The sequence below is a fragment of the Ereboglobus sp. PH5-5 genome, assembly GCF_029504805.1.
Lineage (GTDB): Bacteria > Verrucomicrobiota > Verrucomicrobiia > Opitutales > Opitutaceae > Ereboglobus.
This window is the reverse complement of sequence record NZ_JAQFIT010000011.1, coordinates 82137-108222: the sequence shown is the minus strand read 5'-3', so window position 1 is coordinate 108222 and position 26086 is coordinate 82137. Positions and strand designations below refer to the sequence as shown.

The following is a 26086-nucleotide window of genomic DNA, read 5'->3' as shown; positions in this document are numbered from 1 at the left end:
ATTGCGATCCGGGGCGCGTTTTATGCGAGTGCGTGTGTGTTGCGCGTTATTTGGCTCCCGCCGCTTTTTTCTCCTTAAAGAACACAAAGAAGATGACGGCGATCACCGCGGCGAACATCGCGGGCCAGAACCAGATTTGCTGCCAGTTAAAGACAACCTCCTTGGCGCCGCCGACGGTTTCCGTGATGGTGGTGCTTTTTCCGACAAGCCAGTTGATGGCTTGCGCGCCGATCAACATGCCGACGCCTTGCGTGATGAGAACGAAGAAGCTCTGCGCCTGTCCGCGGACTTCATGCGGGGTGTCCTTGTCCACATAAATTTGGCCGGCCACGAAGAAGAAGTCGTAGCAGATGCCGTGGAGGAGGATGCCGCCGATGACCATCCATGCCACTTTGTCGGGCGCGCCGAGGGCGAACAATCCGTAGCGGGCCACCCATGCGAGCATTCCGAAGAGAAGCATTTTTTTCACGCCCAGGCGGACGATGATCAGGGGCATGATCGCCATGAAGAACACCTCGGACATTTGCCCGAAGGTCATCTTGAAGGCGGGGTCGGCCAGGCCTGAGAAATCGACAAAGTTGCGCGCTTGTTGATAGTAGCCCGACAGCGGTATGCAGATGAGCAGCGAGCAAAGCATGAAGAGCGCGAACTGCGGATTCTTGAGCAGCGAGATTGCGTCAAGGCCGAGCAACTGCCCCACGCCGACCTTTTTGCCGGCGAGCGGCGGGGGCGTGTTGGGGAGCGCGAAGCTCATGAACCCGAGGGCGACGCCGGCGATGCCGACAAGATAAAACTGCCAGGGTGATTTGTCGCCGCCGGGCAGCAGCATCGAGACCACCAGACCCGCGATGATCCAGCCGATGGTGCCGGAGACGCGGACAATGGGAAATTGTTTTTCGACGCTCGTGAGATGCGCCAGCGCCACCGAGCTGCTAAGCGCCAGCGTGGGCATGTAGCACAGGGCGTGTCCCAGCATCAGCAGCACGCACGGATGCCAGAAGCTCGTCGGCGCGGTTCCCGCCACCGAATCCTTCGTGATCATCGTCGGAATCAAAAACATGAAGACCGCCCCGACGAGGTGCAGTATGCCGAGCACTTTTTGCGAAGCAAAAAAACGATCCGCGATCATGCCCAGAAAGATGGGCGAAACAATCGCCGCGATCGGGCACACGCTGAAAACCCAGACTGTCAGGCCGCCAAGCCCCATGTCGTTGAGCCAGCCCGTCACGGGCACATACCATGCGCCCCAGACAAAAAACTGGAGGAACATCATGGCTGATAATACCGGAAGCGCGCCGGCCGAGGGTTTCGCGGAAGCGGATGAGGAGGTCATATTTGATAACACTGCAATATTGGTTGGTTGAGGGTTGGTGTCCTTGGCATTGGGGACACAAGAGCCAGAAAACAGGTGCGAATCTATGAATGCGCATCCGATTCAGGTCAATCTTTGGAATCAAAATAAATGCGGCATAAATATGCGTCCTGTGTTGGGTTGCTCTCGCCGCGCCGGGCTTGTTTGCGAGCGTGCGCGGCAATCATCGGGAATAAATCAAATCGGGAATCCCGGCTGGCTTCAATTGTTGGGGAGTTCGATGATTGGCGTCCAATCGGGGGCGGGGGGGCGTGCGGAGAGGTTTAGCGATATTTCGTGGTAGCGCGCGGAGACGGCGTCATCGGGGCGGAGCATGACCGCGTGCGCGAAGGCCTCCGAGGCCGGCCCGAAGCGGTGTGCGCACCAGGCGTCGAATCCGTCGGCGCACGCTTGCAGATAGGCGCGTTGCGACGCGCTGATCGCGGTCATTTCGCCGATGAGTTCGTGCGCCTTGATGGCTGCGGGTTTGCCCTTGGCGCGAAGCAGCGCGACGGGGCGCGCGGCCATCAAGCAGTGGACACGTTGCGCGGTGAGCGGGCCGATGAGCACGCCGGTGCCGAACTCCTTGTTCGCGTTCGCGAGGCGCGCGGCGATGCTTACGGCGTCGCCGAGCACGGTGTAGTTTTTCATTTTCTCGGAGCCAACATTTCCGAGCGCCATGCCGCCCGTGTTGATGCCGATGCGGATGCCGAGGCGCTCGCCGTATTCGATCTCGATGCGCTCGTTGATCACGTCGAGCCGGCGGCGGCTTTCGAGCGCGGCCCGGCAGGCGCACAGCGCGTCGTTGCCGAGCGGCTCGGGCGCGCCGAAAACCGCCATCAGTGCGCCGCCTATGTATTTATCGATGTATCCGCCGTGCGCGATCACGCACTCGCTGAGTTCATGCAGGCAGGTGTTGACGAGCGAGACGAGCTGCGTGGAAGAGAGGCGTTCACTGAGCGCGGTGAAATTGGCGATGCCGGAAAACAGCACCGTCAACTCCCGGCGTTCGCCGCCGAGCGTGAACGCCTCGGGATTTTGCATGATTTTTTTTACCATCGCGGGAGGGACATGTGCTCCAAGCCAGCCCTGGATTTCGCGTTTTTTTTTCCGCGCGCGGAAAACCCCCGACGCGCTTTCGATCCCGAATCCGAATATCACGCCAGCGACGATGGGCGCGGGTGCGAACCACACGCCGCCGAGCACGAAAAGCGCCGCGCCGCCGCCGGTCGCAATCGCGAGCAGGCTGGCGGACAGGATCGCGAGCCGCATTGGGCCGGTTCCCTTGCGCGCCGCGAAACTGATGAGCGCGACCGCAAGCAGCATCGCGACGAGCGCGCGCAACGAGTGTCCTTCAACAAGCGAGCGGGCGATTTGTTCGCGCCCGGATGAGCGCCCTGTGAAGAGGTGTTGGAGCGATTCAAACCACGCGCGATCAACCGCCGTCAGTATTCCCGTCGCGCCAAGCAGGAGCACAAGCACAATCGCGCACACCGCCGGAGCGAGCGCGGCGGTTGTGTTGCGGAGTGACGATTGCGCGCGGAAGGTCATGCGTGGGTGCGGCTGTCGCATGCGAGCGTCGCCAGGTGTTGCGAATCGGAATTGAAGGGAGCCACCACGCGCGGGATGGCGGGCTGGGAAACCGGGGGGCTCACAACAAGGATTGCGATTTGGTGCACACGGGTTTTCATTGATAACAAGTATTAAGGGGTGCTTTCCGCCTACTTTTGCATTGGGAAGTTTTCGCAATCAGTTGCGCTTTTTTCGAAGCAAGATGTGCGCGGAAAGGGGGTGAATGGCATGGAATAATTATTCCATTAGGTTCTTCTTGTCGAAGGCGTTAATCATGGCGTAATCGAACAGAACCCTATTTTTCCCTATGCGCACCCAACCTCCACTCCGTCGCTTCAAGTCCGTCATCACTGCAACCGCCATGCTTGCGGTTTTGCTTTCCTCCGCAGTATTCTCCGCCGAGCCGCCGCCCGGTTTTACGGCTCTGTTCAACGGCCGCGATCTCGACGGCTGGTGGGGCGCGAAGACCGAGGACCCGCGCAAATACATGGCCATGTCCGCCGACGAATTCGCGAAAAAACGCGACGCCAGCCTGGACGATATTCGCGCGCACTGGAGCGTCGAAAACGGCGAGCTCGTCAACGACGGCAAGGGGCTCTTTCTGACAACCGACAAGTATTACGGCGACTTCGAATTGCTTCTCGAATACAAGGCGCTTCCGCTCGGCGACAGCGGCGTTTACTTGCGCGGATGCCCGCAGGTGCAGATTTGGGATTACACCAATCCGAAGGAGCTGAAGAACGGCGCGGACAAGGGCTCCGGCGCGCTTTGGAACAACTTCAAGGGCTCGCCTGGCCGCTTCCCGCTCGTGCTCGCCGACAAGCCGTTCGGCGAATGGAATCACCTGCGCGTCATCATGGTCGGTTCGCGCGTGTGGGTCTGGCTCAACCACCAACTCACCGTGGACGGCGCCATCATGGACAACTATTACGACCGCAAACTCCCGAAGGCGGAGCGCGCCCCGATTCCGCCGCGCGGCCCCATCCAGCTCCAGACGCACGGCTCGGAAATCCGCTGGCGCGATGTCTTCATCCGCGAAATCCCCGGAGACGAAGCCATCTCGATTTTGCGCAAACGAAGCGGCGTCGGTTTCACGCCCATTTTTAATGGCAAAAACCTCGACGGCTGGGCGGGCGCGATCGACGCCGTGCGCGCGAAGGACGGCGTGATCACCTGGCAGCCGAAAAAAGGAGGCACGCTTTACACGAAGGCCGAGTATTCCGATTTCGTGGCGCAGTTGGATTTCAAACTTCCCCCCGGCGGGAACAACGGCCTCGCGATTCGTTATCCCGGCAAGGGCAACCCCGCTTATGTCGGCATGTGCGAGAACCAGATCCTCGACGACAACTACGAAAAGAACACCGGCAAGAAGCTCAAAAAACTTCAGGTGCACGGTTCGGCCTACGGCATGGTCGCGGCGCATCGCGGCTACCAGCGCCCCGTCGGCGAGTGGAATTACCAGGAAGTCACCGTCGTCGGCTCGACCATCATGGTCGAGCTGAACGGAACGCCCATCCTCAACGCCGATCTATCGACCGTCACCGAGTTCATGGACAACAAGCAGCATCCGGGCAAGGATGTCGAAAAAGGCCATTTCGGATTCGCCGGACACAACGACCCCGTCGCCCTCCGCGAAATCGCCATCAAGCGGCTGAAATAAACAACCGCCTCACTCTTCCACTCGTCTTATCCATTCACACATGAAAATGAAAAACCGCACCACCTCGCCCTTCGCCCTTGCGCCGCACACACGCCGCTCGTTCCTGAAAATGCTCGGCGCCGCGGCCGCCACCGCGCCGTTCATCACGCGAAACCTCTTTGCCAACACACCCTCCACGCGCATCCGCCACGCCGCCGTCGGCGTGGGACACATGGGCTGGCAGGACCTCGTGCAAATCGCCGGTTGCGACAACCTCGACATCGTCGCCCTCTGCGATGTGGACGAGAAATTCCTGGCCAGGGCCAAGGAGGCGCATCCGAACGCGCGAGTCTTCAGCGACTGGCGCAAAATGCTCGACGCAATGGGCTCGCAAATCGACACGATCAACGTGTCCACGCCCGATCACATGCACGCGGCCATCGCCGTGAGCGCGATGCAGCGCGGCATCCACGCCTACGTTGAAAAACCCCTCGCGCACGAACTCCACGAAGTGCGCCGCATGGCCGAGATCGCCCGCGAGAAAAAACTCGTCACGCAAATGGGCATCCAGATTCATTCCAACGCCCACTATCGCATCGCCGTGCAAACGCTGCGCTCCGGCGCCATCGGCAAGGTCCGCGAAGTGCACTCCTGGTGCTACAAAACCTGGGGTGACGACAAGCCGATGCCCGCCCGCACCGATCCCGTGCCCGCGGGCCTCGATTGGGATTGCTGGCTCGGCGTCCGCGAGGCGCGCCCCTACATCGGCCCCGATTATTATCACCCGAAAAACTGGCGCAAACGCCTCGACTTCGGCACCGGCACGCTCGGCGACATGGCCTGCCATATTTTCGATCCCGTTTTCAAGGGTCTCGACCTCGCCGCGCCCATCTCCGTCCGCTCCGAGGGCCCGCTCTCCGAGCACGGCAATTGGGCGCTCAACGCCCGCGCCATCTACACCTTCGCCAAGACGCGTTACACCGCCGGCGACACGATGCGCCTTTGCTGGTATGACGGCACCGAGCGCCCGCCCGCGGAGGTCACCTCCCTCATCGAGCTCGACAAGCTCAAGGACAACAAACTGCCCAACAACGGCTCGATATTTGTCGGCGAAAAAGGCGCGCTCCTGCTCCCGCACTACTCGCGCCTCTCGCTCTATCCCTCGGTGAAGTTCGCCGACTTCCAACTGCCGCGCGAACGCGGCGCAAACCACTGGAAGCAGTTCATCGAGGCGTGCCGCGGCAACGGCAAAACTTCCACGCATTTCGATTACTCCGGCCCGCTCACCGAGGCCGTGCTCCTCGGCGGCATCGCCTCCCGCTTCCCGCAAACGACGCTCAAGTGGGACAGCCCCGCGCTGCGCTTCGACCTCGCCGCCGCCAACCGCCACGTCCGCCGTCCCTACCGCAAAGGCTGGGAAGTCGCCGGACTCTGACCTGTGGGGGCGCACCTTGCGTGCGCCCTCGTGTCAGCCCGCTTTGTGCGAACGTGCGCGAACAGTCATTCGCACATGAGGGCGCACGCTAGGTGCGCCCCTACGGCGCAAAATTAACGCTCACTCACAACACCTTAAATCCGTCAAAACCCAACCATGCCCACAGAAACCGCTTCCTCCACCAACGCCGCCGAACGCATCGCCGTTTGCTCATGGTCGCTTGAACCCGCAAACCTGCGCGACCTGCTCGACAAACTCGCGCTCACCGGCGCGACCCGCGTGCAACTCGACCTCGACCCGCTGCATGTTTCGCCCGACGCATGGAGCGATTGCGCCGCCATATTTGCGCAAAACAAAATCGCGCTCGTCTCCGGCATGGTGCGCTGCGTTGGCGAGGACTACTCGACGCTCGAAAGCATTCGCGTCACCGGCGGCATCGCGCCCGACGGCACATGGGCGCAAAACCTCGAAAACTTCGGCAAATGCGCCGCCATTGCCGCGCAACTCCGCATTCCGCTCATCACGCTCCACGCCGGATTTTTCCCGCACAAGGAGGACAAGGCCGGCTTCGAAAAAATGATCTCCCGCGTCGCCGCCGTCGCGGACCTCTTCGCCTCGCACGGCATCGCCCTCGGCCTTGAAACCGGACAGGAAACCGCCGCCGAACTCGCGGAATTTTTGACCGCGCTGAACAACAAAAACACCGGCGTGAACTTCGACCCCGCCAACATGATTCTCTACGGCAAGGGCGACCCGGTTGACGCGCTCGGCGTGCTCGCGCCGTGGCTGCGCCAAATCCACATCAAGGACGCCCGCTACGCCAAAACCGCCGGCGAATGGGGCGAGGAAGTCGCGATGGGGGAGGGCGCAGTGGACTGGCCGCGCTTCCTCGAAAAACTCGCCTCGCTCAACTACACCGGCGACCTCGTCATCGAGCGCGAAGCCGGCGCGCAACGCGTCGCCGACATCCGCACCGCCCGCGAACTGCTCGCGAAATATTTAAAATAATACAACCACGGATTACACGGATTAACACGGATAAATACCGTAGGGGCGTCGCTTGCGACGCCCGGATCGTCATCCGTGTTCATCTGTGAAATCCGTGGTCCCAAAAACACCTCTCAAAAAATATACACATGAAAAAAACAAAACACATTAACGTCGCCGTGGTTGGTCTCGGCTTCATGGGAGTCACTCATCTGCGCGCCTGGCAAAAAGTCCGCAACGCGCGCATCGTCGCCGTGTGCGACGCGATTCGCCAGCCCGAGAACGGCGTGTTGCGTGGAGTCTCCGGCAACATCAAGCGCTCCGACGACATCCACCTCGGCGCCAAGGTGCGCAGCTTCCGCGAATTCGACGCGCTGCTCGAAGCGCCCGGCATTGACGTCATCGACATCTGCACGCCCACCGCGCTGCACCCCGCGCAAGTCATCGCCGCGTTGCGCGCGGGCCGCCACGTGCTCTGCGAAAAACCGCTCGCGTCCACCTCGGCGGAAACGAAAAAAATCCTCCAAGTTGCGAAAAAATCGCGCGGCTTCCTGATGCCCGCCATGTGCATGCGCTTCTGGCCCGGCTGGCGCGAACTCAAGGAGCTCATCGCCAAAAACACTCACGGACGCCTGCTGAGCGCCAGCTTCCGCCGCGTGTCGCAAATGCCCGGCTGGAACGCCGCGCAAACCTATTCCACCGCGGCGGCGGGCGGCGCGCTTTACGACCTGCACATACACGACACTGATTTTGTCCACTACCTCTTCGGACGCCCCGCGTCGGTTTTTTCGAGCGGCGTCACCGGCCCCAACGGCGCGATCAACCACATCGTCACCCAATACCAGTATCCCAAGGGCCCTGCGGTATCCGCCACCGGCACCTGGCTGCACCAAGGGGCGTTCAACATGGGCTTCACGCTCAACTTCGAGCGCGCGACGCTCACCTGCGACCTGACAAACGGCGGCGCGTGGCATATTGACGCCATCGGCAAAAAAACGCGCGTTATCAAGCCCCGCGGCACCGACGGTTACGACGCGGAAATCCGTTACTTCGCGGACTGCCTCGCGCGCGGCGCAGCCCCGGAAGCGGTTACTGTCGCTGACGCCGTCGCCACGCTTCAAACCTGCGAAGCCGAGGAACGCTCCGTCCGCCAATCCCGCTGCGTAAAACTCGCCTGATTTCAGGCTCGCGGATTTCACCCGTAGGGGCGTCGCTTGCGACGCCCTTTTTGTTTATAAGGAGTGGCTGCGTCCCGCTGCCGAACGAGACGCGCATCGGTTTTTGCATGCATCCGCTCGCTGTTTCCGCGCGGGAAAACCCGTGTCCGGAGCGTTTATAAAAAGAATCCCATAACCGGCGCGACTGTTGACGCGACTCCATGTCCGAGAATCACACTCGCGCAAGTCAAGGCAGCCCCTGCCATTCGGAAAACAATCTTATGATGACGGCCTTGCCGTGGCGGGATTCATTGGCGCGGGCTGATTGTCTTGCGCGGTGTGAAATGGTGCGTTGCGCGGCGGGGATCGTAAAATTTTTTTAAAACATTATTTGCCAACCACACCAAGGCATTTCACATGTTTGGGGATGATTATCGGCATCCCCAAGGAAATCAAAAATGGAGAAACTCGCGTATCAGTAACGCCCTCGCTTGTCGCGCGGTGTGTCAGTCTCGGAGCCACCGTGCTCGTGCAAAAAGGCGCGGGACTGCCCGCCGGGTTTGCCGATGCCGAATATGCCGCAGCCGGCGCGGAGATCGAATCGAAGGCGCGCACGATTTGGAAAAACGCCGAACTGATCGTGAAGGTGAAGGAACCGCTCGAAGCCGAATACGGGCTGCTGCAAAACGGCCAGACGCTTTTCACTTACCTGCACCTCGCCGCCGTGCCCGAGCTCGCGAAGGTTTTGCTCAAGAAAAACGTGCTCGGCATCGCCTACGAAACCATCGAGGCGCGCGACGGCTCGCTGCCGCTGCTCAAGCCAATGTCGCAAATCGCGGGCCGCCTTTCGCTCCAGATAGGCGCTTATTTTCTGCAAAGCCAGAACGGCGGCTCGGGTGTGCTGCTCGGCGGCGTGCCCGGCGTGAAATCGGGCGCGGTGGCGATTGTCGGCGCGGGCAACTCCGGCGCGCACGCGTGCCGCATCGCCGCGGGCATGGGCGCGCGCGTCACAATTCTCGACCTCGACACGCGCAAGCTCGACATGATCGACGACTTGTATCGCGGAGCCGTCACCACGCTCGCGGCGAATCCCGCCAATATCGAGGCCGCCGTGGCCAACGCGGACCTCGTCGTCGGCGCGGTGCTGATTCCGGGGGCGAAAGCCCCGGTTGTCGTCACCCGTCAAATGGTGCGGCAGATGCGTCCCGGCAGCGTGCTTGTTGACATCGCGGTCGATCAGGGCGGCTGCATGGAAACGATCCGTCCGACATCGCACGAATCGCCCACCTACAAGCGCGACGGAGTCGTGCACTATGCGGTGCCGAACATGCCGGCGATGGTCGGGCGCACTTCGACAATTGCGCTCACGCAGGCGACGGAGCCGTTCCTCGTGCGCTTTATCGAAAAAGGCGTGAAGTCCGCGATCGAGGAAACGCAAGGCCTCGCCAAGGGCGTCAACACGCGCGACGGCAAAATCGTGAACACGGCCGTGGCGAAGGCGCTTGGATACGCCTGATAAACCAGTTCGGTTTTCCAACCGTATCCCTGTCCCGCAAATCCTGCTCATCCCGCCCGCAATTCCATTCAAAGATGGTTTGGGTGGCATGAGTGTCCTGTCCGTGGGAACGGATGTAACGTTACGCGAGTTTTGCTTTGCCGTTTTATTGCGCGTGTTCACAGGATTTCCTGAAAGGCTTGAACGTTCCCCGACATGAAAAAAAACGACATATTGAAGGCCGGCGTCATCGCCCTTGCGGCTCCCTTGTTTGCGCAGGCCGATGCGACGGTGAAAAACATTGTTGTGATTCTGGCCGACGATCTCGGCGTCATGGATCTCGGTTGTTATAACAAGGGCACTTTTTATGAGACTCCAAATTTGGACAGGCTTGCCGCGCAGGGCGTTCGCTTCACCAATGGTTATGCATCCTGCCCCGTGTGCAGTCCCTCGCGGTTCGGTCTGATGACCGGGCGCTATGCCACGCGCGCCGGTGCCACCGACTGGTTTGGCGCGAAGCGCGGCGGCAGATTTCAACCGGCGCAAATGATTCATCACATGCCGCTTGAGGAGGTCACCCTGGCCGGGCGTTTGCGCGAAACGGGTTACCAGACGTTTTTTGTCGGCAAATGGCATTTGGGGGCGGACGAAAAATACTGGCCCGAGCACCGGGGGTTCGACACCAATGTCGCGGGTTGGATGCGGGGAAGTCCCGGGAGTTATTTTTCCCCTTACAAAAATCCGCGCCTACCCGACGGTCCCGCTGGAGAATTTCTCACGGACAGGCTTGCGAGCGAAAGCATCGCGCTTTTGCGGAGCAGGGACAAGACGCGTCCTTTTTTGTTGTATCATAGTTTTTACCAAGTGCACACGCCGTTGAGGGCTCCGGCCGAGTTGATTGAAAAATACAAGGCAAAGGCGGAAAAACTCGGTCTTGATCGCGGGGAAGATTTTGGCGAGGAGGAGCAATCCTGGCAGCGCGCCCAGCCGCGTCGCGTGCGCATTCGGCAAAACCATGCCGTCTATGCGGCCATGGTGGAGAGCATGGACACTGCGGTTGGGCGGATTCTGGACGAGCTCGGCAAACAGGGCCTTCTGGAAAACACCCTTGTTATTTTCACATCCGACAACGGCGGGTTGAGCACCAGTGAAGGCCATCCCACATGCAATTTGCCTTATCGCGGAGGCAAGGGCTGGATGTATGAAGGCGGGTTGCGCGTGCCGTATATTGCGAGACTCCCCGGAGCGACGCGCGACGGGCGCGTATGCGACACGCCGGTGTGCGGCATCGATTTGCTGCCAACCACGCTTGCGTTTGCCGGCGTGGCGTTGCCGGTGAATCGCGAAATCGACGGTGTTAACTTGATGCCCCTGTTGGAAAAAAATGAAGCGCCGGAGCGGGATGCGCTTTACTGGCATTATCCCCACTACGGCAATCAAGGCGGGTTTCCCTCCTCGGCCATTCGCATGGGCGATTGGAAACTGATAGAGCGGTTGGAGGACGGACGAGTGCACTTGTATAATTTGCGCGCGGACATTGGCGAAAAACGTGATCTGGCCGCGCGGGAACCCGAGCGTGTCGCCAAAATGCGTGCGAAACTTCATGCTTGGTATAAACAAACCGGGGCGCGTTTCTTGGAGCCAAAGCCCGGCGGTCCGGTTCCTTGGCGGCCTGATGATAAATGATAATAAACATCAGGTGACATTTCCGCACTGTTGAAAAGCAGCGGTAACACGAAACCAAATGATATGTCGGCGATACCGGGCATTGGTCGCGATATTCCCTTCGCGCCCATTTCGAAATATCGCCACTATACAGCTCGCTTGGCATTGGTGGATTTTTTGCAATGATTCAGGCCATGCGTATTCGAATTACCCTTTTCATCATCGCTTTGGTTGCGCTCGTTTCCGGCGGGTTTGGCTTGCAATCCGCAGTCAACGCCCAGGTTGCCTGGCCCGAAGTCACTCGCGAGGCGAAGCCTTGGACGCGCTGGTGGTGGCTCGGCAATGCGGTTGACGAGCAAAACCTCTCGCGAGAACTCAAGCTCTTCGCCGAGGCGGGACTCGGGGGGGTGGAGATCACGCCGATTTACGGCGCGAAGGGCTATGAGGAGCGTTTCATTCCGTTTCTCTCGGAGCGTTACATCGAGGTGCTCGGCCACACAATCAACGAGGCAAACAAACTCGGACTTTCGGTTGACATGGCCACGGGCACGGGCTGGCCGTTCGGCGGTTCGCAGGTGCGCGACGAGGACGCCGAACTTAAAATCGCGTTTGATGCCGAGCGGAAGTTTGCGCCCGTTTCCACAAATTTTCGCGTGAAGCGCGCCGCGCCGGGAGGCGAGGGCTTGGTGATCAACCCTTACTCGGCCGATGCGCTCGCGCGCTATCTCGCGCCGATTTCGGACGCGCTGGCGAAGCTGCCCGAGGGCGCGCGCGTGCACGGGCAGCTTCATGATTCATTTCAATACAAGGCAAACTGGGCGAATGAGCTTCCTGCGGCGTTTGAAAAAATGCACGGCTACAAACTTGCCGATCATTCCGCGCTTCTCTCCACGCGCGGCGCCGACATTTCCGCGCTTTCGCCCGGGGACGCCGACAAGCTCGCGCGCATTAAATCCGATTACCGCGAAACGCTTGCCTCGTTGCACATGGACTTCGTTCGCGAGTGGGTGAAGTGGACGCATGGCGTCGGCGGAATCGCGCGCGAGCAGGCCCACGGCGCGCCGGCCAACCTGATCGACCTTTACGCGCTCGCCGATATTCCCGAAACGGAAATCTACGGTTCGTCGGTGTTTCCCATTCCCTATTATCGCAATTCCGACGCGACCGGACGCCGTGAGTCGCCGCACCCGCTTGTCAACCGCTTCGCGTCATCCGCGGCGCACCTTGCCGGGAAGAATCTCGTCTCCGCAGAAACCTTCACCTGGACTCGAGAGCATTTTCACGGGTCGCCCGCGGCGCTGAAACCCGAGCTCGATCAGCTTTTTCTCACAGGCGTGAACCATGTTTTTTATCACGGCGCGGCTTACAGCCCCGCGGACGTGCCGTGGCCGGGCTGGCTCTTCTACGCCTCGACGCAATACAATCCGCGCAATCCGCTCTGGCCCGCGTTCACCGCGTTCAACGCTTACATCACCCGCGTGCAATCCTTCCTGCAAATGGGGAGGCACGACAACGACATGCTCCTCTACTGGCCCGTTCACGATCTTTGGCACCGCGCCGCCGGCTGGAATCGCAACTTCGGCGTGCACGGCAGGGGTTGGATGCTCGACTCGCCGACCGAGGAAATCGCGCGCGTCCTCGTTGCGCAGGGGCGCCAGTTCGATTTTGTATCCGACGATCAACTACAAAAAGCGGCGGCCGACAAAACACGCCGCGCTCTGGTCACCGAAAGCGGGGCGGCCTACAAGCAACTTGTCGTTCCGCCGGTCACTCACATGCCCGTGGAAACCTTTGCCGCCATCATACGGCTCGTCGAAGCCGGCGCGCAGGTGACCTTCATGAAGGACATCCCTCGCGATGTTCCCGGTTTTGCCCGCGTTGAGGAGCGTCGCGCCAGACTCAGCCAGATGCAGTTTGGGTTTCCCTCCTCGTTCAATCCCCGCGCGCCGCTCACCCCCGTGCGCACCATGCGCGGCACCTTTCATGTCATGTCAATGGAGGCGCTCGAAAAAATGCCCGCGCCGTTTGCAAACCAGGGACTCGGCATGGTGCGTCGCAAATATGACGGCGGCGAAATCTACTTCCTCACCAACCTCACAGGAAAAGCGTTTGACGGCATGGTCACGCTGAAGCTCGGACGGCTTCCCTCGCCAGCCGAGGCCGAAAATGAAGTCGCCACAATTCACGATCCGCGCACGGGCACCATCGGCATGGCAGACCTTCATCGTGTTTCCGGAAAAATTCCGCGCACGGAAATACGCCTCCAACTCGCGCCCGGCGAAAGCCTCGTCGTCAAGGTTGCCCGCGACGGCGCGCGCACCCGCCTCTGGAAATACGCCAAGCCCGCGGGAATTCCCGTGACGATTTCTGACGATCGCGAATGGCGCGTCACGTTCACGGAGGGAGCGCCCGCGATTCCGCCTGCCCATGTCACTCGCGAACTCAAGTCGTGGACGGAGCAGGGCGGGGAGGCCGGGCGCTACGCGGGCACGGCGCGCTACGAAACGACATTCACGCTGCCCGGGGGCGCGAAATATGACGACTGGCGGCTCGACCTCGGTGATGTGCGCGAGGTGGCGCGCGTTTTTGTCAACGGCAATGAAGTCGATTATCTTTGGTGCCTGCCGTTTCGCACACGCGTGGGCAAACATTTGAAGCCCGGTGAAAACACGCTCGCAATCGAGGTCACAAATCTCGCGGCAAACCGCATCCGCGACATGGATGTGCGCGGCGAACAATGGAAAAATTTCCATGAAATCAATTTTGTGAACGTCCACTACAAGCCGCTCGACGCCTCGAAGTGGCCGCTGCAACCCTCCGGCCTTCTCGGCCCCGTGACGCTCACTCCTTTGAAATTGGAGTGATGCGGCGACGCCGCGCGTCATGCCGCGTTTCAAGGCACGGGAGCGGACGGGGAGAGTTCCAATGCGCCGAACAAGGCCGCGCCGCCCGTTTGCTGAATTGGATAACAAGTGCGGGCGGCTCGCGCTTCGGGCGCACGGGGCAGGGGAGTCGCGGCTTATCTTGCGCGCGGAACGATTACCACAGGGCAGGCTGCCTTGCGCAGGACGGTTTGCGTGGTGCTGCCGATGAGCAGGTCGTAGAAGGCCGTGTGGCCGTGCGAGCCCATCACAATATAATCGGCATTATGTGTCTGGGCTTCCGCGAGTATCCCGGTTTGGGCGGGCCCGCTGATTTGCACGGTTTGCACGTGTTGCAGGCCGCGGGATCTTAGCTCCTCGCTGATTTCGGCGAGGCGGCGCGTGGCGTGTTTTTCGCTGGAGGCGATGGTTTCCTGGAAGTTTTCCATCGTCAGGCCATAGTCGCTCGTGATGATCAGTGGTTGCACGACATGGAGCAAAACAATGCGCGCGTTCATGGTGGAGGCGAGGGTGGTCGCCGCTTCGATAACCCCTTTTGTGGCTTTCGAGAAGTCGATTGGAACGAGTATCGTTTTCATGGCGATTTCAGGATACGCGGGATTTGTGTTTTGGCCATGACGAAATAGTGTTTGCGGAGCAAAAAATGGCAAAAATCGCGGTATTCATGAAAGTAGGTTTTATTAAGCGACATCATTTGCCGACTGCTTTCGTCAAGCGCACCGTTTGCCTTTGTTACAGGCGCATACGTATGATTTCGCATTATGCGGCGTCTTCATGGCGGCAGGGGCGTGTTTGCCGCCCAAATATTTTTAAACCCCAAAACAACATGGACATTTGTCGTGATTTTGAGCTAACAATATGGCGGTTCCTCAATGATATGAATTCCTCATACACCCTCGGTAACTGTGTTAGGTCTGTCTTTGGCGCGGTTCTCCTTTTCACCTTTGCTGTTTTTTCGCCTGTTGTTGCGCAAACCAAGCTCGACATCAAGGCCGCGCCAGACGAGCCAAGCGGCGAAATTGTCGAACTGCCGCGTTATGTCGTCACCGATGAGCGCATTCTCCCCCCGCCCGAATCATGGAGTTACACCACGCTGCCCGGCTACGAAATTCTCTCCAATTCCCGCAACTTTATCACACAGGGTTTCTTGAAGGATTTCCAGCAGCTTCAAGTTGCCATTGATGTCATTTGGCCCGCGCTCCTCGCCAACAAGAACAAAACGCCCACGCTTATCGTCCTGTGTGGACGCGGCAACTCGTTCAAGCAGTTCATCCCCGACGAGGACGACTCCGGTGTCTTCATCACGCCCACCAGTCTCTTCGTCGAGGACAAGGAACGCGGTGCCATTGTGATCGATTTCAACATACATGAGATGTTTGACGAAACCGGGTTCATCATCACCGTTGATCCCTACGGTCAATTCTACCGACAGTATTCGCGTTTTCTCCTGAGACGAGCCAATGGAAACCTTCCTCTTCCCGAATGGCTCGAGGAAGGGCTCTCCCGCATTTTCACCACACTCGATTTTCGCAAAAAATGGATCGAGTTTGGAAAAGTTGAATATGGCTTTACTGAAACGGACGCCGATCCCGCCTCCAATCCCGATATGGAGGTTCCCGAGCTCACGGAAGACATTTACAGCACCACTTCGAATGAGTCCTGGATGCTCACAGAGGGGCCGACCACCGACAAGTCCAAGCGGGAGCGATTCGGCACCATCTTTCCCCTGGACAAGATGTTCGACTCCGAACAAGCCAAAACCATCAGGCGCGGACGCTGGAGCAATCAGTGTTTCGCGTTTATCCACATGTGCGTTTACGGGATGAACAAACAATACCAAAAGTCGTTCATCAAATTTGCGATGCGCGCGTGCAAAGGCTACGTGGATGAAACCGATTTCAAGGAGTGTTTCGGCAAAAGTTACGAACAGATGGCCACCATGCTCGCCATACACATCGACAGCATGGCACAGGAAACGGTGCGCTACCAAGCCAAGAAAGGTGCCGAGGGACTGCCCGATCCCGTGCTGGTAGAGCTGCGCGAGGCCACACAGGCCGAAATCGGACGCATCAAGGGCGAGGTGCTCCGTCTTGCCGGCCACGCTGATGCCTCGCGCGAGGCATTCATCATCCCCTATCTGCGCAAGGAGCGCGACGCCGGACTTCTAGCCTCGCTCGGCCTCCTTGAGGCGCTCGAACAGCGCAGTGGCCGCGCGCGCAAATTCCTTGAGGCCGCCGCAAAGGAAAATGTCGAGCGCCCCCGCGCCTACCTCGAACTCGCCCGACTGCGCCTTCAGGAGGCCCAGGCCGCGCCCGCCGGCGAAAACGGCGGGCTCAGCGCCGCCCAAACCGCCGCCGTGCTCGACCCTCTCTTCATCGCGCGCAGTCAACCGCCCCCGATGGAGGATGTGTATTCGCTTATCGGATACACCTGGCTCGCCAGTGACATGAAACCCAAGGAGGCCAACCTTGAGGTGCTGATTGAGGGGGCGAAGCGCTTCCCTCGAAATCCGCACATCGTTTACAATGCCGCCGTGCTTTACACCTTACATGGTGACAAGGCCATTGCCTCGCTCCTCATCGACCTCGGCCTGAAAATCGCCCCCGACCACCAGACACGCGAAAAGTTCGAGGAACTCCGCACTATGCAGGAATAAAAAAATAAAGCGTATGACATCACCCTCTATATTTATCACATGCGGCCGACGACCCGCCCTCGCGGCGCTTTGCCTTGCGCTCGCGGCACTCGCGCTCGTGTCCGTCTCCCTTGCTCAGACCACGCGCAACATTGAGGCTGCGCCCGAAGGCGAGGTCGTCGAGCTGCCTCGCTACACCGTCACCGATTCACGCATCCTCCCGCCGCCCGAATCATGGCGCCATGCCACGCTGCCTGGCTACGAAATCCTCTCCAACGCATCCACCCGCGCCACACGCAGATTTTTGGAGGATTTCCATCACCTTCAAAGAGCGGTCCAGGTTGTCTGGCCCACGCTAGTCGATAATAAAATTAATATTCCCACGCTCATCATCATTTGCGGAAAGGGAAATTCCTTCAGTCCGTTTGCTGAAAAAGCGCAAGAGGCTGGTATTTTCATCACGCCTACAAGTCTTTTTGTCGAGGACAAGGAGCGCGGGGCCATTGTCATTGATTTCTTTTTGCAAGAAATAACTGAGCGCGGCTTGTTCTCATCAGTCAGCGACGCTTCAGATGTCGAGGCGTTTGGCGACGTTGCAGTGGAACCAAGCAGCACCTTTGAGGATACCACCAGTGGCTCCTTCGAGTCGGGCATCGACCCTTACCAGGAGTTTTACCGCCAGTATGCGCGATTCCTCATGCGTCGCGCCAATAACCATAAACCGATTCCTCCGTGGCTTGAGGAGGGGCTTACCCGGCTTTTCGCAACACTTGATGTGCGAAAAAAAGCCATTGAGTTCGGCCGTGTTGAATATTTTGGCGGAGGAAAGACATTTAGCATGGGCGCGATGGTGGGGGATAGCGCAACGGAGAGGGAGGCGTTCGCCCCCGTTTTTGTCGCATTCGGCCATCTCGATTCCCTGGGCAAAATCATCGACTATGACCCCGAAGGGGACACGCCGCGCCCCTCTGATTGGGGGGATGCGAGTTTTGCTTTCGTTCACATGTGCCTTTATGGGTATCAAAAAAAATATCAAAAGGGCTTTCTCTCTTTTTCCCGGCGTGCGATGACCGGCCCTGTGACGGAGGACGACTTCAAGGAGTGTTTTGGTCGCACCTACAAACAAATGACCGTGATGTTGCGCAGTTATGCCAGCGCCTCCGACTACGGCTCCATTCTATTCAAGGCGAAGAAGGGCACGGATGGATTGGGTGACCTGCCGCCTATTGAAATTCGCGAGGCGACCCAGGCCGAGATCGGACGCATCAAGGGCGAGGCGCTGCGCTTAGCCAACAACATGGACGCCTCGCGCGAGGCGTTCATCGTTCCCTATCTGCGCCAAGAGCGTGACGCCGGGCTGCTAGCCTCGCTTGGTTTGCTCGAAGTGATTGAGCAACGCGACGCGCGCGCGCGCAAATTCCTCGAGGCTGCGGCCAAGGAAAACGTCGTGCGTCCGCGGGCCTATGTTGAGCTGGCGCGCCTGCGGTTGAACGAGGCGCTTGCCGCCCCGGCGGGGGCCAACGGCAGGCTTAGCGCAGCACAAACCGCCAATGTGCTCGAGCCGCTTTTCACGGCGCGCACACAACCGCCGCCGATGGAGGATGTGTATTCGCTCATTGGATACACGTGGATGTGCAGTGACGTCACACCGAAAGAATCCCATATTAAGGTGTTGCTTGAGGGCGCGTTGAGGTTTCCAAAGAACGCAGATGTCGTGCGTTACGCTGCCACACTCTACACATATCATGGTGACAAGACTTTGGCTAAATCGCTTGTCAATCTAGGCATTAAAATCGCACCCGACCAGGAAACGCGTGAAAGCTTCGAGTCACTTCGCGTTAGGCTGGATGAGGAGCCTGTTCGTGCCGCAAATTGAAGCGTCATTTCTCCGCTTGTCTGATTCCGCGGAAGCGGCAACATGCTGTGTTTTCAACCTCATCCCCCTTAATCACACATGAATAAAATCATTCCGGCACTCCTGTTGTTTTTCGCTTCACATGTCGCGCTGGCGGACAATCTGTATGTTGCGTCGTTTAACATTCGCACCGACGCCGCCTCCGATTATAAAAAATTCGACGGCTGGTCGCAGCGCGTCCCCGTCATCTCCAGCCTCATCCGTTTTCACGATTTTGATTTTGTCGGCACGCAGGAGGTGAAACCCAACCAGCTTGCGGACATGCTTAATCTCATGCCGGAATACGCCTACATCGGCGTTGGCCGCGACGACGGCACGGACAAGGGTGAGCACTGCGCCCTATTTTATAAAAAGGACAAATACACGCTGCTCGAGCAGGACTCATTCTGGCTTTCCGAAACCCCCGACATTCCCGGAAGCAAGGGCTGGGACGCCCGATACGCGCGCATCTGCACTTGGGGAAAATTCCAAGCCAAGACCGGCGCGAAGCAAACCGTGTATATATTTAACCTGCACATGGATCACAGGGGCGTGCAGGCGCGAGAGGAGAGCGCAAAGCTCGTGCTCAAAATGATGAAGTCGATCGCCGGCAAATCGCCCGCCCTCATCATGGGTGACTTCAATGTGACGCAAAAAAGCGCCCCCTACGCCGTTCTCGCAAAGTCGAATTATGTCACCGATTCCTTCGACGCCGCGCCGATTAAGCACCTCCCCAACGGCACCTTCAACGGTTTCAACGTAAACCGTCGCACCGACGAACGCATCGATCATATTTTTGTGACAAAACAATTCGCCGTTGAGCGTTACGCGATTCTAGGTGAATGTTATTGGATTCCGGTTCCCAAGGAGTTGATGAAGGAGGGCGACACCGAAAAATCGCTTGCGAAAAAAGGCCTGCCCAAGCTTCCGTCCGATCACTTCCCGGTCGCGGTCAAATTGCGCTTGGCCGAGTGACCTTTCAACGCGCTTGGCGCTGTCGGGCGCCGGCGCGTTTTGATCAGTTCCTTCGCTTTCACACACTGCGTATTTTGCACTGTTCAGCGGACGCATGCGCGAGCAAACTACTCACATGCGCATCAATATTATTTTCCGAATTGGTTTAGTTCTCGCATTAGCAATCGGTGTTGCCAGCACGGCGCCGGCGGAGACACCGTTGCGCGTTGTCAGTTACAATATTCATGCCGGACGCGGTATGGACAAGCAGCTCGACTTGACGCGCATCGCCGGAGTTTTGCGGCGGCTCAATGCCGACGCCATCCTGCTGCAGGAAGTGGATGTGCTAACGAAGCGTTCGGGCGGCGTCGACCAGGCGGCGGAATTGGGGAGGATGCTGGGGATGCATTCCTATTTCGCGAGGGCCATGAGTTATGGCGGCGGCGAATACGGAAACGCGGTTTTGTCGAAGCTGCCGTTTGCGCACACGTCCACGCTGTCGCTTGCGGGCGGGGTCGAGCCGCGCTCGGCGGGAATCGTGGAAATCGTGGTGCCCCGATCCGGCGCGAAGGATGCCTCGGCAGCGCACAATGGGCATCGGGTCATGTTGGTGAGCGTGCATCTGGATCACAAAAAAAAGGAAACGCAGCTGGAGCATGCGAAACAGATTTCGGAGGAAGTGGAGCGTCTGATGGAGAAGAACTCATCGGCGGTGGCGATCTGGGGCGGCGATTTCAACGCGAGGGAAACCTCGCCGATTTGGGATGTGGTAAGAAAGCAACACAACTGGTTGATGCCTCAAAAACACGAAACAGCGAAAGCAACATTCCCTTCTCACAATCCAAAATCGGAAATTGACTGGTTCTTATACCGGACGCGCGGAACAAAAACCCCGGCACCTGAGGTGCGGGAATACAAGGCAATCCCCGAGCCGGTGGCCTCTGATCATTGTCCCGTGGTGTTTGCCGTGGAGCTGCGCGCCGGACGGTAGGGCGAACCGTCCCCCGGTGAGCCGGGATCGGAATCAAACCCCTCATAACCCGCCTTGCTTCGACACAAGTCGATTTGCGTCGATTCATGTCGAAGGCTCGCGTGACGCCCTATCGCTTGAAGAACGAATCGAGCGCGTTGAGACTTTTTAGCGGGGCAGATTTTTTTCCGGGGGAGGGCGTCATTGAAATGAGCGGCTTGGGTGGCGGCGCCGCGGCGGGGGCGGGCGCGGCGGCTGCGCCGAACGGAGGCGCGCCGGTTTTGCGCAGCGCGGCGAGCGCGCGGTCGAGCTTCACGGCGGAGACGGGCTCGGCGGTGCCGAGTTCCTGCGCGAAGAGGCTCACGCGAAATTCCTCGACGAGCCAGCGGAAGGTTTGCGCCTCGGGGCGCGGATCGGCGGCGAGCGACGCGGCGGCTTTTTCGTAGGGCGCGAGTTGCTTGGCGCGCTCGGCGTCCTTCGCGGGGTTTTGTTTGTGGCGTTCGGCGCGCAGGCGCATCGCCTTCAGGTAGCGCGGAAATTGCGAGAGGCGTTCGAGCGTGACGGACGGGTCTTGCAGAAAATTTTCCGAGACGAGCGAGGCCGCGTCGCGCGCGAGCGTGGCGTGCGCGCCGGGGAGGACTTGGAGCGTGACGCGCGCGGTGAGGATTTCGCGGAGCAGTTCGGTGAGGCGCGGGATGATCGTGCGCACGTCGTGCGTGGCTTGCGTCGCGGCGGCGGCGAAGGCGGATGCGGTGAGCGCGCGCACGCGCGCGGGGTCGCAGATGTGGCGGCGCAGAAGCGCGAAGGCACCGGCCTGGAGTTTTTCGAAGGAGAGAAAGGAGGCGGCGAGCGGGGCGAGGGCGCGGAGGCTTTTGGCGAGGTCGCGCTCCGTCCAGGCGAGTTCGTATTTGAGGTGGAGCTCGAGGAGGCGGAAGAGGCCGCGACGGGTTTCCTCGCGCGCGGTTTCGGGCGTGCGAAAGAGGCGGAGGGAGACGCCGTCGTCGGGCGGTGGCGTGGCACGGGCGGCCCGTCCGTGTGGTTTGTGCGGCGCGGGCGAGCCGCCAATGTTTTTGGCTTTTGCATTTTCCAAACCCACGGGCGAGTCGCCCGTGCCACTCAAACCGATGCTCAATCCCGGATACGCCTCGACGGGGACGCCGGCGAGGTCGCCGATGATGATGCGCCCGGGGATGTCGCCGAAGGCCCATGTCTCGGCGGGCGGTTTTTCGTGGCGCTTGCGCGCGCGTTTCCACATGGCGGGATCGTCGCGCGAGACGGCGGCGCTGACTTCGCGGGTGCGGGCGCCGAGCGCGGCGCGGATTTCGTCGAGTTCGCGGCTGGCGCAGATTTCCCCGCCGTCGTCGTCGAGCACGCGCACGCGGACGCGGAGGTGGTCGGGCAGGGGTTTTTGCGCGAAGGTGACGACGGGGATTTGTATATTGAAGCGCTCGGCGATTTGCGCGGCGAGGGATTCGGCGATGGTTTCGCGGCGGCCTGTGAGGCGGTCGCGCGAGGTGATTTGCGCGGCGAGCGTTTTCGCGGTTTCGGCGAGGGGCATGAACGCGCGGCGGAGTTCCTTGGGCACGGCGCGCAGGTGGTGCTCGACCTTGGCTTCGAGGTGCCCGGGCACGGCCCAGTCGAGCGCGGCGGGCGTGAGCGCCTCGGCTTCGCGGATGTTGACTTGGATGGTCACGCCGTCGTCGGCCTGGCCGGGTTTGTAGGCGTAGGAGAGCGGGAGCGCGCGGTTTTCGAGGGGGACGGTTTCGGGGAAGGCGAGGGTGTCGTGCCGGAGTTCCTCGGGCGCGCGCAGGTCCTCGATTTGCATTTCGAGGAAATGCGGGTCGCGCGGTTTGCGTTCGCGGACGAGGGTGATGAGTTCGGGGACGGAGGACACGGAGTGCGGTGATTCATCACCGCTTTTGACGGCGGGATTTATCCCGTCGCTTCCGGAAGATTGCGGGCCGATGAATCGGCCCGTCGAAAGCGGCGATGAATCGCCGCACGCCAAATGCCCGGCGTAAAAGCGGTAGACGCCTTCGTCGAGGTTCATGTAGCGGTTGTCGCGGGCGCGGGTGAGGAGGTCCTCGACTTTTTCGCGGATGGCGCGGTTGTGGATGAGGAAGTCGAAGGGCCAGGTGATGGTGTCGTTGACGAGCGCTTCGCGGATGAAGATTTCGGTGGCTTCGCGCGGGTTGATTTTGCCGTAGCCGACGGCGCGGGTTTCGAGTTCGAGTCCGTGGAGGCGCGTGCGCTGCTTGACAAGGACGCGGCCTTTTTGCCCGTCCCAAAAGGGTTCGCTGTGGGTGCGCTTGAGGAGGTGCTCGCCGAGTTCGATCGCCCATTGCGGGTCGATGCGGGCGCAGGTGCGCGCGTAGAGGCGCGTGGTTTCCATGATCTCGGCGGCCATCAACGCGGCGGGGGACTTGGGCGGTTTTTTGTTGCGCGCGTCGTTGCCGCGCGTCGATGACGCGTCTTTTCGTTTCGGTTCGTCGCGGGTGAAGAGGACGGAGCCGGGGAAGATCGCGACGCGGCGGTCGTGCGTGGATTTGTAGCCGCCGCGCTCGTCGTCGCGGAGCGCGATGTTGCCGAGCAGGCCGGAGAGGATCGAGCGGTGGATGGCGCGGTAGGCGGGCGTGCCGTAGTGGAGGGGGACGCCGCCTTCGCGCGCGAGGCGTTTGGCGTCGAGTCCGTCGGCGACGGAGCTGGGTTGCTTGCGAAAGTCGTTGCGGGTGGTGAGGACTTCGAGGAGTTGCGCGTGGATGTCGCGCCATTCGCGCATGCGGGTGTAGCTGAGAAAATGCTCGCGGCAAAATTTGCGCAGGCGCGACTGGGTCATCGTCTCGAACTGGTCGTGAAAGGTTTCCCAGATGTTGAGGAGCGTGAGAAAATCGGAATCGGCGTGAGCGAAACGGCGGTGCGCGGCGTCGGCCTGGGCTTGCTTTTCGAGGGGGCGTTCGCGCGGGTCCTGAATCGAAAGGCCGGCGGCGATGACGGCGACTTCGCGCACGCATTTTTCCTTGCGCGCCTCAAGGATCATGCGGCCGACGGTGGGATCGACGGGGAGGCGGGCGAGTTCGCGGCCGATGGGGGTGAGAGAAGAGGCCGGAAAGCCAGAGGCCAGAAGGCCAGAGACCAGAGTGCCAGAGGCCGGAGTGCCAGATGTCGGAGAAGTAGATGTCGGAGGGGCGGAGTGGTCTGTCTTCTGGCTTTCTGGCACTCTGGCCTCTGGCCTTCTGGCTTCTTCCAGCGCGCCCAGCTCTTCCAATAACGCGTAGCCGGCGCGGATGGATTTCGCGGCGGGCATGTTGATGAAGGGGAAGCGTTCGATGTCGCCGAGGCCGAAGGCCTTCATGCGGAGGATGACGTCGGCGAGGTTGGCGCGTTGGATTTCGGGCTGCGCAAAGCGGGGGCGGTCGTTGTAGTCGTTTTCCGAATACAGGCGGACGCACACGCCCTCGGCGACGCGGCCGCAGCGGCCCTTGCGCTGGTCGGCGCTGGATTGCGCGATTTCCTCGATGGGGAGGCGGCGCGTGCGCGCTTGCGGGGCGTAGCGGCTGACGCGCGCGAGGCCGGTGTCCACGACGAAACGGATGCCGGGAATGGTGAGCGAGGTTTCGGCGATGTTGGTCGAGATGACGATTTTGCGGCGTTGCGTGGGTGCGAAGACGCGCTGTTGCTCGGTGCTGGAGAGGCGCCCGAAGAGGGGGATGATTTCGCAGTTTTTCAGGCGCGCGCTGGCGGAGCGTCCGCGGCCTTCGAGGAGGTCGGTGGTTTCGCGGATGTCGCGCTCGGCGGGCATGAAGACGAGGATGTCGCCTCCCGCTCCTCCCGCGCCGGCGCCGGTTTCGCGGACGATGCGCTCGACGGCCTCGACTGCGCCGTCGATGTAGTGGAGCGCCTCGGCGCGGGCGTTTTTGTCGTTCTCGTCGGAGGCGGAATCGGAGCCGAGGTCGTCGAGCGGGGCGTAAATGACTTCGACGGGATAGGTGCGTCCGGAGACTTCTATTATCGGGGCGTCGTCGAAGGCCTTTGAAAACATCTCCGTGTCGATGGTGGCGGAGGTGATGATGATTTTGAGCTCGGGGCGCTTGAAGCGGAGGTTGCGGAGGTGGCCGAGGAGGAAGTCGATGTTGAGGGAGCGCTCGTGCGCCTCGTCGAGGATGACGGTATCGTAGGCGCGGAGCATGGGGTCGCTTTGCACTTCGGCGAGGAGCATGCCGTCGGTCATGAACTTGATGACGGTGGCGCGCGAGGTGCGGTCGTCGAAACGGATTTTGCAACCGACTTCGCGGCCCCAGTTGACGTTGAGCTCCTCGGCGACGCGGCGCGAGATGGAGAGCGCGGCGACGCGGCGGGGTTGCGTGCAGGCGATTTGGCCGTGCGAACCGCGCCCGGCGGCGAGGCACATTTTGGGAATTTGCGTGGTTTTGCCGGAGCCGGTTTCGCCGGCGAGGATGACGACTTGGTTTTGCGCGATGGCGGCGGTGATTTCGTCCGCGCGCGCGCTGATGGGCAGTTCCGGCGGAAACTCTAGGCGGAACGGGAAAGGCGGTTGGGAGGAATCTGGGAGGTTTTCGGTCACGCAGGGGGAAATTAAGAATTAAGATTTGAGAAGTAAGAAGCCGGAAATGTTGCGGCGGGAGTTTTCTCGTTTTGCCTTTTGGCGAATTGGCGGATTGTCCTTCTTAAATCGCAATTCTTGATTCTTAATTTCAACCATGTCCGCCAAACCTCCACCCATTCCCGAACTCGTTTACCAGCGCGTAATGAAAGTCGCGCGGTTCGACGGCCATATGGTCATGTGGATAGCCGGCATCGGGGCGCTTTTGGCCGCGGCGGGCGGCAGTCATACCGCCGCGGTGGCGGCGTGCCTCGCAGCGGGCACGGGCGCGATGGAGATACATGGTTCGCAACAATTGGCGCGCGGCAACGAAAGGGGCGTCAACTGGCTGGTTCGCGCGCAATTGCTGCTCATGTTTGTGATACTCGCCTATGCGACATGGCAGCTCACGCATTTTAACGAGGGACTTTACCGGGAGTTGATCCCGCAGTTTCGCGAATACACGGAACAGGCAAGCCGACGCTACAAAGTGGACAATCCTTATGACGCGCTCGACGACGCGCAGCTCATGTTATTGTTCCGGATGTGTCACACGCTGCTTTACGCAGTGGTGGGGTTTGTGACGTGCATATATCAAGGTTTGATGGCGCGGTATTATTTCAGGCGCCGCGAGGCGGTCGCGAAGGCGCTGGATATGATGTGTGAATAACGTCCGGATTGGTTTCGGGAGGGGTGGTTGTGTATATTAATAGCGATTCAAAAACAAACCAACCGCAGATGGACGCAGATAAACACAGATATTCAAACCATCGAATCACAAGCACATGGCTTTCCATATATGCGCGCATCTGTGGCCGTTTGTTTTTTTGAATCGTGGCTTTGAGTTAAG

Annotated in this window: 17 protein-coding genes; 12 read left to right on the top strand and 5 right to left on the bottom strand. The window is 60.1% G+C overall.

What is annotated here, in order from left to right; genetic code table 11:
- Positions 1-46: 46 nt before the first annotated feature.
- The 3 genes from M2103_RS08835 to M2103_RS08825 all read right to left on the bottom strand — a co-directional run bounded on the left by M2103_RS08835 (position 47) and on the right by M2103_RS08825 (position 3042).
- Positions 47-1333 carry an MFS transporter gene (locus M2103_RS08835; protein ID WP_277510025.1) on the bottom strand — a complete coding sequence of 429 codons (1287 nt, stop codon included), beginning with the start codon at positions 1331-1333 and terminating at the stop codon, positions 47-49.
- Between the two features lie 240 nt (positions 1334-1573).
- Positions 1574-2902, bottom strand: a complete 1329-nt coding sequence (locus tag M2103_RS08830; RefSeq protein WP_277510024.1) for an adenylate/guanylate cyclase domain-containing protein — start codon at positions 2900-2902, stop codon at positions 1574-1576.
- Positions 2899-3042: a hypothetical protein gene (locus tag M2103_RS08825; RefSeq protein ID WP_277510023.1), complete on the bottom strand. Its 144-nt coding sequence runs from the start codon at positions 3040-3042 to the stop codon at positions 2899-2901. Before M2103_RS08825 ends, M2103_RS08830 begins: the two co-directional genes overlap by 4 nt.
- Positions 3043-3230: 188 nt before the next feature.
- Between M2103_RS08825 and M2103_RS08820 the strand changes: the two genes are divergently transcribed.
- From M2103_RS08820 to M2103_RS08790, 7 genes are all read left to right on the top strand, one after another.
- Positions 3231-4583: a DUF1080 domain-containing protein gene (locus M2103_RS08820; protein WP_277510022.1), complete on the top strand. Its 1353-nt coding sequence runs from the start codon at positions 3231-3233 to the stop codon at positions 4581-4583.
- A 40-nt stretch (positions 4584-4623) separates the two neighbouring features.
- Complete coding sequence (locus tag M2103_RS08815; protein WP_277510021.1) at positions 4624-5997, top strand: Gfo/Idh/MocA family oxidoreductase; 1374 nt, start codon at positions 4624-4626, stop codon at positions 5995-5997.
- A gap of 156 nt (positions 5998-6153) precedes the next feature.
- Positions 6154-7005, top strand: coding sequence for a sugar phosphate isomerase/epimerase family protein (locus M2103_RS08810; protein WP_277510020.1), 852 nt, complete (start codon positions 6154-6156; stop codon positions 7003-7005).
- A gap of 128 nt (positions 7006-7133) precedes the next feature.
- Positions 7134-8162, top strand: coding sequence for a Gfo/Idh/MocA family oxidoreductase (locus tag M2103_RS08805; RefSeq protein WP_277510019.1), 1029 nt, complete (start codon positions 7134-7136; stop codon positions 8160-8162).
- Between the two features lie 406 nt (positions 8163-8568).
- A complete protein-coding gene (gene ald / locus M2103_RS08800) occupies positions 8569-9657 on the top strand; it encodes an alanine dehydrogenase (protein WP_277510018.1) in 1089 nt (362 codons plus the stop codon).
- A gap of 195 nt (positions 9658-9852) precedes the next feature.
- On the top strand, positions 9853-11322 hold the full coding sequence (locus M2103_RS08795; protein WP_277510016.1) for a sulfatase: 1470 nt from the start codon (positions 9853-9855) through the stop codon (positions 11320-11322).
- A 173-nt stretch (positions 11323-11495) separates the two neighbouring features.
- Positions 11496-14165, top strand: a complete 2670-nt coding sequence (locus M2103_RS08790) for a glycosyl hydrolase (protein WP_277510015.1) — start codon at positions 11496-11498, stop codon at positions 14163-14165.
- A gap of 155 nt (positions 14166-14320) precedes the next feature.
- Here M2103_RS08790 and M2103_RS08785 read toward each other — a convergent pair whose 3' ends face one another.
- A complete protein-coding gene (locus M2103_RS08785; protein ID WP_277510014.1) occupies positions 14321-14761 on the bottom strand; it encodes a universal stress protein in 441 nt (146 codons plus the stop codon).
- Positions 14762-15060: 299 nt separating this feature from the next.
- On the opposite strand from M2103_RS08785, the gene M2103_RS08780 reads away from it, so the two are divergent.
- The 4 genes from M2103_RS08780 to M2103_RS08765 all read left to right on the top strand — a co-directional run bounded on the left by M2103_RS08780 (position 15061) and on the right by M2103_RS08765 (position 20657).
- On the top strand, positions 15061-16839 hold the full coding sequence (locus tag M2103_RS08780) for a hypothetical protein (protein ID WP_277510013.1): 1779 nt from the start codon (positions 15061-15063) through the stop codon (positions 16837-16839).
- Positions 16840-16936: 97 nt separating this feature from the next.
- Positions 16937-18694, top strand: coding sequence for a hypothetical protein (locus tag M2103_RS08775; protein WP_277510012.1), 1758 nt, complete (start codon positions 16937-16939; stop codon positions 18692-18694).
- Between the two features lie 78 nt (positions 18695-18772).
- The gene (locus M2103_RS08770) at positions 18773-19687 is read left to right on the top strand and encodes an endonuclease/exonuclease/phosphatase family protein (RefSeq protein WP_277510011.1); all 915 of its coding nucleotides are present in this window, start codon (positions 18773-18775) and stop codon (positions 19685-19687) included.
- A gap of 115 nt (positions 19688-19802) precedes the next feature.
- Positions 19803-20657: an endonuclease/exonuclease/phosphatase family protein gene (locus tag M2103_RS08765; RefSeq protein WP_277510010.1), complete on the top strand. Its 855-nt coding sequence runs from the start codon at positions 19803-19805 to the stop codon at positions 20655-20657.
- Positions 20658-20766: 109 nt separating this feature from the next.
- Here M2103_RS08765 and M2103_RS08760 read toward each other — a convergent pair whose 3' ends face one another.
- A complete protein-coding gene (locus M2103_RS08760; protein WP_277510009.1) occupies positions 20767-25218 on the bottom strand; it encodes a DUF3418 domain-containing protein in 4452 nt (1483 codons plus the stop codon).
- A 136-nt stretch (positions 25219-25354) separates the two neighbouring features.
- On the opposite strand from M2103_RS08760, the gene M2103_RS08755 reads away from it, so the two are divergent.
- Complete coding sequence (locus M2103_RS08755) at positions 25355-25906, top strand: hypothetical protein (RefSeq protein ID WP_277510008.1); 552 nt, start codon at positions 25355-25357, stop codon at positions 25904-25906.
- Positions 25907-26086 lie beyond the last annotated feature (180 nt).